The sequence below is a fragment of the Streptomyces sp. Y20 genome, assembly GCF_043195475.1.
Taxonomy (GTDB): Bacteria; Actinomycetota; Actinomycetes; order Streptomycetales; family Streptomycetaceae; genus Streptomyces.
The window spans coordinates 18867-31082 of record NZ_JBIDDP010000014.1 but is presented as its reverse complement, the minus strand read 5'-3'; the positions used below and the strand labels follow the sequence as shown (position 1 = coordinate 31082).

15 protein-coding genes and 1 riboswitch are annotated in these 12216 nt (G+C 72.9%); of the genes, 7 read left to right on the top strand and 8 right to left on the bottom strand.

From position 1 onward, the window contains the following. Positions 1 to 79: 79 nt before the first annotated feature. Entirely contained in the window at positions 80 to 136 is a 57-nt protein-coding gene (locus ACGFT1_RS28725) for a trp operon leader peptide (protein ID WP_373912062.1), read from the bottom strand. A 105-nt stretch (positions 137 to 241) separates the two neighbouring features. Here ACGFT1_RS28725 and ACGFT1_RS28720 point away from each other — a divergent pair, with 105 nt between their 5' ends. Both ACGFT1_RS28720 and ACGFT1_RS28715 read left to right on the top strand, forming a co-directional pair. Next, on the top strand, positions 242 to 1594 hold the full coding sequence (locus ACGFT1_RS28720) for a class II 3-deoxy-7-phosphoheptulonate synthase (RefSeq protein ID WP_373911893.1): 1353 nt from the start codon (positions 242 to 244) through the stop codon (positions 1592 to 1594). Positions 1595 to 1712: 118 nt separating this feature from the next. Further along, on the top strand, positions 1713 to 1979 hold the full coding sequence (locus ACGFT1_RS28715; protein WP_373911892.1) for a bacterioferritin-associated ferredoxin: 267 nt from the start codon (positions 1713 to 1715) through the stop codon (positions 1977 to 1979). A 12-nt stretch (positions 1980 to 1991) separates the two neighbouring features. On the opposite strand, the gene bfr is transcribed toward ACGFT1_RS28715, so the two are convergent. Beyond that, positions 1992 to 2471, bottom strand: coding sequence for a bacterioferritin (gene bfr / locus ACGFT1_RS28710; RefSeq protein ID WP_373911891.1), 480 nt, complete (start codon positions 2469 to 2471; stop codon positions 1992 to 1994). Positions 2472 to 2645: 174 nt separating this feature from the next. Between bfr and ACGFT1_RS28705 the strand changes: the two genes are divergently transcribed. Then, positions 2646 to 3278 carry a sulfite oxidase-like oxidoreductase gene (locus ACGFT1_RS28705; RefSeq protein WP_373911890.1) on the top strand — a complete coding sequence of 211 codons (633 nt, stop codon included), beginning with the start codon at positions 2646 to 2648 and terminating at the stop codon, positions 3276 to 3278. A 20-nt stretch (positions 3279 to 3298) separates the two neighbouring features. On the opposite strand, the gene ACGFT1_RS28700 is transcribed toward ACGFT1_RS28705, so the two are convergent. From ACGFT1_RS28700 to thiO, 6 genes are all read right to left on the bottom strand, one after another. Continuing rightward, positions 3299 to 3802: a DUF4396 domain-containing protein gene (locus tag ACGFT1_RS28700; RefSeq protein ID WP_373911889.1), complete on the bottom strand. Its 504-nt coding sequence runs from the start codon at positions 3800 to 3802 to the stop codon at positions 3299 to 3301. A 75-nt stretch (positions 3803 to 3877) separates the two neighbouring features. Next, complete coding sequence (locus ACGFT1_RS28695; protein ID WP_373911888.1) at positions 3878 to 4759, bottom strand: deoxyribonuclease IV; 882 nt, start codon at positions 4757 to 4759, stop codon at positions 3878 to 3880. Between the two features lie 57 nt (positions 4760 to 4816). Then, a complete protein-coding gene (gene pknB, locus ACGFT1_RS28690; protein WP_373911887.1) occupies positions 4817 to 6745 on the bottom strand; it encodes a Stk1 family PASTA domain-containing Ser/Thr kinase in 1929 nt (642 codons plus the stop codon). Positions 6746 to 6894: 149 nt separating this feature from the next. Beyond that, positions 6895 to 7689 carry a thiazole synthase gene (locus tag ACGFT1_RS28685; protein WP_373911886.1) on the bottom strand — a complete coding sequence of 265 codons (795 nt, stop codon included), beginning with the start codon at positions 7687 to 7689 and terminating at the stop codon, positions 6895 to 6897. A gap of 3 nt (positions 7690 to 7692) precedes the next feature. Continuing rightward, positions 7693 to 7905, bottom strand: a complete 213-nt coding sequence (gene thiS, locus ACGFT1_RS28680; RefSeq protein ID WP_373911885.1) for a sulfur carrier protein ThiS — start codon at positions 7903 to 7905, stop codon at positions 7693 to 7695. Further along, positions 7902 to 9071, bottom strand: a complete 1170-nt coding sequence (gene thiO, locus ACGFT1_RS28675) for a glycine oxidase ThiO (RefSeq protein WP_373911884.1) — start codon at positions 9069 to 9071, stop codon at positions 7902 to 7904. The genes thiS and thiO overlap by 4 nt, the downstream gene beginning before the upstream one ends. After that, positions 9069 to 9180: riboswitch (TPP riboswitch) on the bottom strand. It overlaps the preceding gene by 3 nt. Before the next feature lie 53 nt (positions 9181 to 9233). Between thiO and ACGFT1_RS28670 the strand changes: the two genes are divergently transcribed. From ACGFT1_RS28670 to thiE, 4 genes are all read left to right on the top strand, one after another. Beyond that, on the top strand, positions 9234 to 9584 hold the full coding sequence (locus tag ACGFT1_RS28670; RefSeq protein ID WP_373911883.1) for a hypothetical protein: 351 nt from the start codon (positions 9234 to 9236) through the stop codon (positions 9582 to 9584). Positions 9585 to 9616: 32 nt separating this feature from the next. After that, positions 9617 to 10864, top strand: a complete 1248-nt coding sequence (locus tag ACGFT1_RS28665) for an NAD(P)/FAD-dependent oxidoreductase (RefSeq protein WP_373911882.1) — start codon at positions 9617 to 9619, stop codon at positions 10862 to 10864. Positions 10865 to 10973: 109 nt separating this feature from the next. Continuing rightward, the gene (locus ACGFT1_RS28660) at positions 10974 to 11339 is read left to right on the top strand and encodes an Rv2175c family DNA-binding protein (RefSeq protein ID WP_361984823.1); all 366 of its coding nucleotides are present in this window, start codon (positions 10974 to 10976) and stop codon (positions 11337 to 11339) included. Between the two features lie 88 nt (positions 11340 to 11427). Next, positions 11428 to 12078: a thiamine phosphate synthase gene (thiE, locus tag ACGFT1_RS28655; RefSeq protein ID WP_373911881.1), complete on the top strand. Its 651-nt coding sequence runs from the start codon at positions 11428 to 11430 to the stop codon at positions 12076 to 12078. Positions 12079 to 12216: the final 138 nt, after the last annotated feature.

The window sequence follows — 12216 nt, the reverse complement described above, 5'->3', positions numbered from 1 at the left end:
CGTGTGACGGAGAGGAACGGCCCCGGGAACGCCGAAGGCCGCCCCTCGGGCGGCCTTCGCGAAGTGTGGGTACGCGCGATCAGCGGGCCGCCGGAGAAGCGGTCCACCACCAGTTTCGGATCGACGGCGCGAACATGCGAAAAACCCTACCCCACCCCCACGGTGTCCAGGGCGTGATCCTTGCGTCTCATTCTTCGAGCCGGAGCAAAATCATTCGACGCGACCCCGTAGTGTTTATGGGGTGACCGTGAACGCTAAGACCAGCCCGAGCGCTGGCAACACCTGGCGAGACCTGCCCGCGGCGCAGCAGCCCGAGTACCCCGACGCCGAGGCCCTGCGCGCAGCGATCGCGGACCTCGAGTCGTATCCGCCGCTCGTCTTCGCGGGCGAGTGCGACCAGCTGCGCGCCCGGATGGCGGCCGTCGCCAAGGGAGAGGCGTTCCTCCTCCAGGGCGGCGACTGCGCCGAGGCCTTCGACGGGGTGTCGGCCGACCACATCCGCAACAAGCTGAAGACGCTGCTCCAGATGGGTGCCGTCCTCACCTACGCGGCCTCCGTGCCGGTGGTGAAGGTCGGCCGTATCGCGGGGCAGTACTCCAAGCCCCGTTCGAAGCCCACCGAGACCCGCGACGGCCTCACCCTGCCGGTGTACCGGGGCGACTCCGTCAACGGCTTCGACTTCACCCCCGAGTCCCGCATCCCGGACCCCGAGCGGCTGAAGCGCATGTACAACGCCTCGGCCTCCACGCTGAACCTGGTCCGCGCCTTCACCACCGGCGGCTACGCCGACCTGCGCCAGGTGCACGCCTGGAACCAGGACTTCGTGCGGACCTCGCCGTCCGGCCAGCGCTACGAGCAGCTCGCGCGGGAGATCGACAACGCGCTGAACTTCATGCGGGCCTGCGGCACGGACCCGGAGGAGTTCAAGACCGTCGAGTTCTTCTCCTCGCACGAGGCGCTGCTGCTGGACTACGAATCCGCCCTGACCCGGGTCGACTCCCGCACCGGCAAGCTGTACGACGTCTCGGCGCACATGGTGTGGATCGGGGAGCGCACCCGGCAGCTGGACGGTGCGCACATCGAGTTCGCCTCGCAGATCCGCAACCCGATCGGCATCAAGCTCGGCCCCACCACCACGGCCGAGGAGGCGCTGCGGTACATCGACCGCCTCGACCCCGAGCGGGAGCCGGGCCGGCTGACCTTCATCGTCCGTATGGGCGCCGACAAGATCCGCGACCGGCTCCCCGAGCTGCTGGAGAAGGTCACGGCGTCCGGGGCGACGGTGGCCTGGGTGACCGACCCGATGCACGGCAACACCTTCGAGGCGGCCTCCGGGCACAAGACCCGCCGCTTCGACGACGTGCTCGACGAGGTCAAGGGCTTCTTCGAGGTCCACAAGGCGCTCGGCACCCACCCGGGCGGCATCCATGTGGAGCTGACCGGCGACGACGTCACCGAGTGCGTGGGCGGCGGCGACGAGATCTTCGTCGACGACCTGCACCAGCGCTACGAGACGGCCTGCGACCCGCGGCTGAACCGCAGCCAGTCGCTGGACCTGGCGTTCCTCGTGGCCGAGATGTACCGGGACCAGTGACCGGGGAGCACTGACCGGGAAGCACCGGTCTCGTGGGGCGCGGATCACATGCGATCCGCGCCCCCGCTCTTTCACGGGCCCCGCGGGTATGGGTAAGGTTAGGTTTGCCTCACCGGGAATGGGGGGCAGGAGGACAGCGATCCCGTCGGGAGGTGACCGCGTGTACGTGTGCAGCTGCTTCGGCATCACCGAGGCCCAGGTCGAGCGGCACGCGGCGAACGGCGCCTGCACCCCGCGCCAGGTCGCCTCCGCCTGCAAGGCCGGCACCGACTGCGGTTCCTGTGTCCGCCGCATCCAGGCCCTTCTCGGCCGGGGCGCCGCCCCGCGTCCCGAGCCGGCCGGCCGGGGCCTGCCCGCACCGGCGGAGGTGGCGGACGCCGCGTAGCCGCGACGCGGCTCAGCTCTCCGGCTGCTCGATCACCTGGGCGATGTAGAGGGCCTCGCCGAGTTTCTCCAGCAGTTCCAGCTGGGTGTCCAGGTAGTCGATGTGCTGCTCCTCGTCGGCGAGGATGTCCTCGAAGATGTTCGCGGACGTGATGTCACCCTTTTCGCGCATCACCCGGATGCCCCGCCTGAGGCGGTCGATCGCCTCCACCTCGACCTGCCGGTCGGCCTCGAACATCTCCCGGACCGTCTGCCCCACCCGGACGTGGAACAGCCGCTGGTAGTTGGGCAGCCCCTCCAGCAACAGGATCCGGTCGGTGAGCACCTCGGCGTGCTTCATCTCGTCGAACGACTCGTGCCGCGTGTACTTGGCGAGCTTCGTCCAGCCGAAGTTCTCCTGCATCTTCGCGTGCAGGAAGTACTGGTTGATGGCGGTCAGCTCGGCGGTGAGCTGCTCGTTGAGGAACTCGATGACCTCGGGGTCGCCCTGCATCGCGGCGGCTCCTTCCACACGGGGGACGGGGGAGTGTGCGGCGGCATGATTGCACCGGCGACGATGATCGTCCAGTAAGTGCGTACTTAGTGAGTACGTACTGAGTTGTCCGTGATTGTTCGGTTCGTGTGCGGGTGGTCAAGGGCATCGCCCGAGGTCTGTCAGGATGGATACATGGGTCATCCGGTCGAGCGAGAGTCTGAGGCGGCGGCAGGGTCCGAGCTTCCGCCGGGTCAGCGGCTCCAGCGCGGCTGGCCGGTCACGCACTACGGGCCGGTGCCCAAGTTCCGGCCCGAGCGCTGGGAGTTCCGGATCTTCGGCGCCACCGCCGACGGTGACAAGCACACCTGGGACCACGAGGAGTTCACGGCGCTGCCGTACACCACCGTGGTGGCCGACCTGCACTGCGTGACGAAGTTCAGCATGCCCGGTGCGGAGTGGGGCGGCGTCCCCGCCCGCACGATCCTGGACCTCGCGCCGCCGGCGCCCGACGTCACCCATGTGATGGTCTGGGCGGAGTACGGCTTCAGCTCGAACCTGCGCCTCGCGGACTTCGCCTCCGACCGCACGATCTTCGCCACCCACAAGGACGGCGAGCTCCTCACCGCCGAGCACGGCTTCCCGGTCCGCCTCATCGTGCCGCACCTGTACGCCTGGAAGGGGCCCAAGTGGGTCCGGGGCGTGGAGTACATGACCGCCGACCGGCGCGGCTTCTGGGAGGAGCGCGGGTACCACAACATCGGGGACCCCTGGAAGGAGCAGCGCTACTCCTACCAGGAGGAGCCCGGCGACGGCCCCGAGCTGTGACCCCCGGCCCCCCCCGGGGGTCAGTGACGGTACTGGTGCACCACCGCGTGCCCCTTGCCCCGCCCGATCGTCCACCGGTTGACCGGCGTGGTCACGACGAAGGCGAGCGTGAGCGAGACCGCGAGCGAGATCCAGAACAGCGGATCACCGAGCGCCGCGTCCATCGCGGACGGCCAGAGCACGATCACCCCGTTGTCGATCAGCTCCATCACGGCGATGGACAGGGTGTCGGCGGCCAGCGCCACCCGGACGGCCGTACGAACGTCCACCCCGGCGCGCAGGACCCCGCGCAGGGTCAGCGCGTAGCCGAAGAAGAAGGCCAGGACGATCGCCAGCAGCGTGGTCGGGAGGTTGCCCCAGCCGAACGCGGTGCCCACGACCATGCCGAGCACCTCGCCGATCGCGCAGCCGGTCAGGCAGTGCAGCGTGGCGCGTACGGCCGCCGGCCAGGTGGCCGAGGTGCCGGTGTGTCCTCGGTGCTGGTGCTGGTGCTGGTGTCCGTGGCCGGTGCGGGTCTGGTCCATGGATTCCCCCGAGCCGAGTGACGGTTCCTGCCGTCCTAAGGAACCAGGTACCCCCAGGGGGTATTCCTGAGCGGGTCAGGAATCCCGGAGTCTCTTCAGCCGCTCCACGTCCGCCGCGTGGCCCTCCCGGCCGCCCGGCGTCTCGATGACCAGCGGGACGCCCGCCGTCGCCGGATGGGTCATCAGGGCGCGGAAAGGATCCTCGCCGATGTGGCCGGCGCCTATGTTCTCGTGTCGGTCCTTGTGCGCGCCCGCCACGTCCTTGGAGTCGTTGGCGTGGATCAGCTTCAGCCGGCCCTCGCCGACCGTGTCCACGAGCGCGTCCAGGGTGCGGTGCATGCCGTCCGGGCCGGCCAGGTCGTGCCCGGCGGCGAAGATGTGGCAGGTGTCCAGGCACACGCCCAGTTTCGGATGTGCGTCCAGCGCCTCGAAGTACGGCCCGAAGTCCCAGGTCCGCGAGCACAGCGAGGCGCCCTGTCCGGCGGTCGACTCCAGCAGCAGGAACGGATCGTCGTCGTGGGTCAGCTCGTCCAGCAGCGGCAGCAGGTGCTCGCGCACCTGCTTCAGCGCCACCTCCCGCGCCCGTCCGCCGGTCGCGCTCCCGGTGTGCACGACCACGCCCAGCGCGCCGATCTCCCGGCCGCGCCGCAGCGAGTGCCGCAGCGACTGCGCCGACAGCTCCACGGTCGCCTCGGTGTGCGAGCCGAAGTTGATCAAGTAGGGGGCGTGGACGTACGCCGGTACCGACTCCTCGGCGCACGCCGCGCGGAACGCCTCGTCCTGACGCGGGTTCCCGGCGGGCGTGGCCCAGCCGCGCGGGTTGGCGACGAAGACCTGCACGGTCTCGGCCTTCAGCTCACGGGCGTAGGACAGGCCCACGGAGTGCAGGCCGCCCGCCACGGGCACATGGCTGCCGACCGGATTGCGGGGGAGGGGGGACGACGGATCGGGACTCACCCGTTCAGGGTGTCATGCCCGGCGCGGCGCCCGGACCGCGGTCCGCGGTGACTCCGCTCACCGGATCGTGATCGTGATCGTCGCTCCCTTGGGCGCCCTGTCGCCGCCGGCCACCGACTGCTTCTTCACGGTGTCGCCGAACAGTCCGAGCAGCCCGCGGTCGTCGTCGACCTCGAAGCCGGCCGCCTCCAGCCGCGCGTGCGCGTCGTCCACGCTGTCCCCGACCACGTCCGGGACCTTGATCATCTCCGGGCCCTTGGACAGCGTCAGCGTGACCGTGTCACCCTCGGCGGCCCTCGCGCCGTCCCGGGGGCTCTGGGCGGCCACCTCGCCCTTGTCGTACGAGGAGTTGACCCGCCCGGTGGCGATCCGCACGGCCAGCCCCGCGTCCGTCAGCTCCTGCTTCGCGCCGTCCACGTCCTCGCCGGTGACGTCCGGCACGTCGATGGGGCTGCCCTTGCTGACGGTCAGCGCGATCGCCGACCCGGCGTGCCGCTCGGTGCCCGCGTCCGGGGTCGTACCGATCACCGAGCCCCTGGGTACGTCGTCGCTGAACGCGCGCGTCACCATGCCGGGCTCCAGACCGTCCGCCTTCAGCCGCGCCCGCGCCTTCGCCAGCGGCCGGCCCGCCACGTCCGGCACCTTCACCGTCTTCGGGCCCAGCGACACGGTCAGGGTCACCGCGTCGTGGTCCCGGATCCGGCCGCCGGCCGCCGGGTCGCTGCTGATGACCGTGCCGCGCCTGATGGTGTCGTTGTAGGCGTGCTTGACCTGCCCGACGTCGAGCCCGGCGTCCTTCAGCCGCGCCCTCGCCTGCGCCTCGGTCTTCGCCAGCAGCGGCGGGACCTCGGTGAACTGGCCGGAGTTGATGTACCAGATCCCGGCGCCCACGCCGAACACCACCAGAACCGCCGCGACGACCGCCAGCACCGTGCGCCGCGGCCGCGCCGGGCGCCGCCGGGGAAGAGGCGGCGGCGGGCTCGCGAAGCGGGCGGTGCGGTCGGTGACGTCCGCGGGGGCGTCGCCGTCGACGGGCCGCGGCCGGGGCACGGTCAGTGAGCGCGGGATCACGCTCGTGCGGTCACCGGCGTTGTCGTGCTCCGCGGTCAGCGCCTGCGGCGGCAGCGCGTCCAGCTGCTCGTCGGTCAGCCCCTCGCGGGCCTCGCGCACCTGGAGGAGCAGCGCCACGGCGTCGTGCGGCCGGAGGTCCGCGGTGCGCGCGGTGGCCGACGCCACCAGCTCGTCCAGCTGGTACGGCAGCGCGGGCACGAGCGCCGAGGGCGGCGGCACGTCCTCGTGGATGTGCCGGTAGAGCACCTGGGCCGCGGATTCACCGGCGTGCGGCTTGCCGCCGGTCAGCATCTCGTACAGGACCACACCGCACGCGTACACATCGACGCGGGGGTCCGCGGTGCCCTGCTCGATCTGCTCCGGGGCGAGATAGGAGACCGTCCCGAGGACGGCGCCCGTCGTGCTGGTCACCGTGTCCACGGAGCGCACCAGCCCGAAGTCGGCGACCTTGACCCGGCCGTCGTCCCCTATCAGCACGTTCTCCGGCTTCATGTCCCGGTGCACGAACCCGGCCCGGTGGGCGGCGCCCAGCGCGGCCAGCACCGGCTCCAGGATGTCCAGCGCGGCCCGCGGCTGCACGGCGCCCCGCTCGCGCAGCACGTCCCGCAGGGTGCACCCGGCGACGTACTCCATCGCCAGGTACACGTACGACCCGTCGGTGCCCTGGTCGAAGACCTGCACCACGTTGGGGTGGTCGAGCCGGGCGACGGACTTCGCCTCCCGGATGAACCGCTCGACGAAGGACCCGTCGACCGCGAGCGCCGGGTGCATCACCTTCAGCGCGAGGACGCGGTCCAGGCGGGTGTCCAGGGCCCGGTAGACCGTGGCCATCCCGCCGGCCGCGACCCGCGCGTCGACGCGGTAGCGGCCGTCGAGCAGCTGACCGACGAGGGGGTCCTGAAGGGTCGTATCCACGCAGGGGAGTCTACGAGGACCCACCGGCACCACCGCCGGCCACGGTGGCCCCGGCGGCGGAATGCAGCAGAGCTGTGACCGTCACGCGCGCGTGACCCGGCGGCGGGCGGGGGCCGCCCGGAGCCGGTCCCCGCTCCGTGCGGAAGAGCCTAGAAGGCGGGCCGCTCCGGGTCGAGGCGGGCGAGGCCCGCGGCCGGGGAGGAGGCCTCCGCGAAGTGGCGCCGCGGGATCCGCCCGGCCCGCCGGGCCAGCCGCCCCGCCTCCACGGCGTGTCTCATGGCCGCGGCCATCAGCTCCGGCTCCTGCGCCCGCGTCACCGCGGACGCCAGCATCACCCCGGCACAGCCCAGCTCCATCGCGAGGGCCGCGTCGGACGCCGTACCCGCCCCCGCGTCCAGGATCACCGGCACGCGCGCGTGCTCCACGATCAGCTGGAAGTTGTGCGGGTTGCGGATGCCGAGCCCGGACCCGATCGGTGAGCCCAGCGGCATCACCGCCGCACAGCCGGCGTCCTCCAGCTTCCGCGCGAGGACGGGGTCGTCGCTGGTGTACGGCAGCACCGTGAACCCCTCGTCGACCAGGGTCTCCGCGGCGTCCAGCAGCTCCACCGGGTCCGGCAGCAGCGTCCGCTCGTCGGCGATGACCTCCAGCTTGATCAGGTCCGTGCCCAGCGCCTCCCGGGCCAGCCGGGCCGTCAGCACGGCCTCGCCGGCGGTGAAGCAGCCCGCCGTGTTCGGCAGCACCCGGATGCCGAGCCGCTCCAGCACGGACAGCACCGAGCCGTGCACGCCGAGGTCCACCCGGCGCATCGCGACCGTGGTCAGCTCCGTGCCGGAGGCGACGAGCGAGCGCTCCAGCACGTCCAGACTGGGCGCCCCTCCCGTGCCCATGATCAGCCGGGACGACAGGGTCAGCCCACCGAGGACCAGGGGATCGTCGGCCATGACTCAGCCTCCCTGCACGGCGGTGAGGACCTCGACGCGGTCGCCCTCGGCGAGCGCGGTCGCCGCCCACCGCGCGCGTGGGACGACGGTCTCGTTGACGGCGGCGGCCACTCCGCGCGGCGCCGCGGTGAGGGACCCCACCAGGGTGTCCAGCGCGGTGCCCGCGACGATGCGGCGGGGTTCGCCGTTGACGGAGACGGTGACACAGACGCTCATGCGGGCTGCTCCAGTTGCTCCACGGGTGCGGCGCCGAACCGCCGCGGGGTGAACGGACGTGCCTCCGGAGGAAGGGCGCCGGTGACCAGGGTGTGCGCCAGCACGTCCCCGGTGACCGGCGTGAGCAGCACCCCGTTGCGGTGGTGCCCGGTGGCCAGCAGCAGTCCGTCCAGGCCGGACGGGCCGAGCAGGGGGGCGTTGTCCGGGGAGGCGGGCCGCAGCCCGGCCCGGGTCTCGGTGAGCGGCAGCTCGGTGATGCCGGGCACCAGCTCGTGGGCGTCGCGCAGCAGCTCGTACACGCCGCCCGCCGTGACCGTCGTGTCCCAGCCCAGCTCCTCGCTGGTGGCGCCGACGACCAGCTCGCCGTTCTCCCGGGGCACCAGATAGACCTGGCTGCCGCGGACCACCGCCCGCACGGTACGGCTCAGGAACGGCGCGAACCGGCGCGGCACGCTCAGCCGCAGCACCTGCCCCTTGACGGGCCGGACGGGGGGACGCAGCTCCTCCGGCAGGCCCGCGAGCCGCCCGCTCAGGCTCCCGGCCGCGAGCACCACCTGTCCGGCGCTCAGTGCGGTCCCGTCCGCCGTGGTGACCCCGGCGGCCCGGCCCCCCGCGAGGTCCAGCCGCTCGGTCCACGCGCGGTGGAACACCACGCCGGCCCGCTCGCACGCCGCCATCAGGGCCGCCGACAGCCGCCGCGGGTCGACCTGGTGGTCGCCGTCGACCCGCAGGCCGCCGCGCACCCCGGGTGCCAGCATCGGCTCCAGGCGCCGGCACTCCCGCCCGGACAGCCACTCGGAGGCGAGCCCCGAGCGCTGCTGCAAGGCGTGCAGGTCCCGCAGGTGGGCGCGGTCGTCGGCGTCGAGCGCGACGGCGAGGGTGCCGCAGGGGCGGTAACCGGGGTCGTGGCCGGTCAGCTCGGTCAGCTCGGCCACGAAGTCGGGGTAGCGGCGGGCCGACTCCAGGTTGAGGGCGAGCAACGTCTCCTCGCCGTAGTGCAGTTCGGTGACCGCGGCCAGCATTCCGGCCGCGACCCGGGCGGCCCCGCCACCCGGCTCGGGGTCCACCACGGCCGCGGCCAGGCCGCGTTGCGCGGCCCGCCAGGCCGTGACCAGGCCGATGATCCCGCCCCCGATGACGAGGACGTCGGACGTACGTGACGACATGGGCGTCCAGCCCCTCCCTTCGCCGGCATGACCCGGATCAGGTTCGTACGGTCGGAGGCCGCCAGCCTCCCTCTCAGCCCGGTGCGTCCGGGCTCCCGCGAGTGCTTGTACGGTGGCCACCCTAGCCCGCCCCCCTCGCCACGCGTAAGGGAGTCCTCCGCCATGTCCCGTTCGCTCGACGGCCTGCATTTCGCCCCTGTGGCGGACCAGGCCCCAGGTCAGGTGGGCACCCGCACCCGGTTCGCCTACCGCGAGGACGACGGCGCGATCTGGGCCGGGTACGCGGGCGGCGACGTCGTGCGGGGCCACCTGGTCGGCACCCGCGAGGGCGACCGGCTGGACTTCCGCTACGTGCAGCTGAGGACCGACGGGACGACCGCCTCGGGGCACTGCGTGTCCACGGTCGTGGAGCTGCCCGACGGGCGGCTGCGGCTGGAGGAGACCTGGGAGTGGGAGTCCCGGCCCGGGTCCGGCACCAGCGTTGTGGAACAGGTCACCGAGCACGCCCCCTGACTGACGGAACGTCACCTGACTAAGGTGATCGGGTGAGCGAGCAGACAGCGCAAGAGGGCACGTCGCAAGGACCCCGCGTGGTGGTCGTCGGTGCGGGCATGGCCGGGGTCCAGACCGCGGTCGCCCTGCGCGAACAGGGCTTCCGGGGCACGGTGACCGTCATCGGGGCCGAGGCCCACCAGCCCTACGACCGGCCGCCGCTGTCGAAGGCCGTCCTGCTCGGCAAGGCCGAGGGATCCGCCTTCGACGTGGACTTCGAGTCCCTCGGCGTCGAGCTGCGCCTCGGCTGCGAGGTGCGCGGTCTGCGCCCCGCCGACCACGAACTGGACACCGGCACCGGCCCGGTGCCGTACGACGTCCTGGTCCTCGCCACCGGCGCCGAACCGGTCACCCTGCCCGGCACCGAGGACCTGCCCGGCGTGCACCTGCTGCGCACCCTGGACGACGCCGAACGGCTGCGGCCCGTCCTCGCCCGGCAGCACGACGTCGTGGTCGTCGGCGCCGGCTGGATCGGCGCCGAGTTCGCCACCGCCGCCCGCGAGGCCGGCTGCGCGGTGACCGTCGTCGAGGCCGCGGACCGGCCGCTCGCCGGTGCCCTGCCCGCCGAGGTCGCCGCCCCCATGGCCGCCTGGTACGCCGACGCCGGCGTGGAACTGCGCACCCACGCGCGCGTGGAGCGCGTGGAGCCCGGCGCGGTGGTGCTCGCCGACGGCACGCGGCTGCCCGCCGGCGCCGTCGTCGTCGGCATCGGGGCCCGCCCCGCCACCGCCTGGCTGGCCGGCTCCGGCATCGAGCTGGGTGCGCACGGCGAGGTCCTCGCCGACGCCCGCCTGCGCACCTCCCTGCCGGATGTGTACGCCGTCGGCGACTGCGCCTCGTTCCCGTCGGCCCGCTACGGTGAACGGCTGCTCGTCCACCACTGGGACAACGCCCTCCAGGGCCCGCGCACGGTCGCCGCGAACATCCTCGCCGCCGACCACCTCGGTGACACCCCGCAGACCTACGACCCGGTGCCGTACTTCTGGTCCGAGCAGTTCGGCCGGTTCGTGCAGCACGCCGGCCACCACGCCGCCGCCGACCGCCTGGTCTGGCGCGGCGACCCGGCGGGACCGGCCTGGACGGTGTGCTGGCTGCGCGAGGACCGGCTGGTGGCCCTGCTGGCGGTCGGCCGCCCCCGGGACCTGGCGCAGGGACGACGGCTGATCGAGGCGGGCCGGCGCATGGACGCCCGGGCACTGGCCGACCCGAGCCGCCCTCTGAAGGACGCCGGCACCGACTAGCCGGCCGCGCCCTTCGGGGCACGTCGGCGCCGGCCGGCCGGCCCGGCACATCGTCCCAGGTGGACCCACCTGGCTTCCGACTGTCGGTGGGGGATGGCAGGCTTGTCCTGTGACCGAGATTGACGCAAAGATCGAAGCTCTCGTCCCCGCCTGGCTCACCCTGCCCGACATCGCCGAGATGTTCGGTGTCGAGGTGACGCGTGTGCGGCAGCTGGTCAAGGACGGCCAGCTCATCGCCGTACGCCGAGGTGAAAACAGGGCGCTGCACGTCCCCGCCGCCTTCATCGACGAGGACAAGATCGTCAAGGGCCTGACCGGGACCCTGACGCTCCTGCGGGACGACGGCTTCACCGATGAAGAGATGATCGAGTGGCTCTTCACCCCCGACCCGACCCTGCCCGGCACCCCCGCGCAGGCCCTGAGTGAGAATCGCGGCACGGAGGTGAAGCGCCGCGCCCAGGCGCTCGCCGTCTGAGGCGGCCCGCACCAGGGGCCGGCGTGCGGGCCCGGCGCCCGCACGCCGCCCGCACCGTCAGACACACCGATCACGGGGGGACCCACGCATGCCCGACACCGCCCGCGCCGCGCTCGCCGACGCCCGGCTGTACCTGTGCACGGACGCCCGCAAGCGCCAGGGCGACCTGCCGGAGTTCCTGGACGCGGTCCTCGCCGGCGGTGTCGACATCGTGCAGCTGCGCGACAAGGGCATGGAGGCCGCCGAGGAGCTGGAACACCTCCGGGTCCTCGCCGACGCCTGCGCCCGGCACGGCAAGCTCCTCGCGGTCAACGACCGCGCGGACGTCGCCCACGCCGCTCGCGCAGGCGTGCTGCACCTCGGGCAGGGCGACCTGCCGGTCCCGGCCGCCCGCGCCATCCTCGGCGACGACGTGCTGATCGGCCGCTCCACGCACTCCGGGGCCGAGGCAACCGCTGCCGCCGCCCAGCAGGGCGTGGACTACTTCTGCACCGGCCCCTGCTGGCCGACCCCCACCAAGCCCGGCCGGCCCGCCCCCGGCCTCGACCTGGTCCGTCACACGGCGGCCCTCGGCACCGACCGCCCCTGGTTCGCCATCGGCGGCATCGACCTCGCCAACCTGGACGAGGTGCTGGACGCGGGCGCCCGCCGGGTCGTCGTGGTCCGCGCCCTCACCGAGGCCGGCGACCCGGGCGCCGCGGCGGCCGAGTTCGCGAAGCGGCTGCGCGAGAGCCGGTGAGGTGAGACCCGGTGGCGCGGGGCCCGGTGGCGGCCGTCCGGTTCGGCCCGCGTCCGCTGTCCACCTGCTGGACAGAAAGCAGATAATTCAGACGAATACCCCCTGACCGGTTGGGGGACCGCCCACCCCTGGTTAACC

Coding starts and splice junctions, on each gene's coding strand:
- thiO (WP_373911884.1), bottom strand. CDS start 9,071: ATGTCGTCACGTACGTCCGACGTCCTCGTCATCGGGGGCGGGATCATC.
- thiE (WP_373911881.1), top strand. CDS start 11,428: ATGCCCGACACCGCCCGCGCCGCGCTCGCCGACGCCCGGCTGTACCTG.
- ACGFT1_RS28705 (WP_373911890.1), top strand. CDS start 2,646: ATGGGTCATCCGGTCGAGCGAGAGTCTGAGGCGGCGGCAGGGTCCGAG.
- ACGFT1_RS28715 (WP_373911892.1), top strand. CDS start 1,713: ATGGGGGGCAGGAGGACAGCGATCCCGTCGGGAGGTGACCGCGTGTAC.
- ACGFT1_RS28700 (WP_373911889.1), bottom strand. CDS start 3,802: ATGGACCAGACCCGCACCGGCCACGGACACCAGCACCAGCACCAGCAC.
- ACGFT1_RS28670 (WP_373911883.1), top strand. CDS start 9,234: ATGTCCCGTTCGCTCGACGGCCTGCATTTCGCCCCTGTGGCGGACCAG.
- ACGFT1_RS28685 (WP_373911886.1), bottom strand. CDS start 7,689: ATGGCCGACGATCCCCTGGTCCTCGGTGGGCTGACCCTGTCGTCCCGG.
- thiS (WP_373911885.1), bottom strand. CDS start 7,905: ATGAGCGTCTGTGTCACCGTCTCCGTCAACGGCGAACCCCGCCGCATC.
- bfr (WP_373911891.1), bottom strand. CDS start 2,471: ATGCAGGGCGACCCCGAGGTCATCGAGTTCCTCAACGAGCAGCTCACC.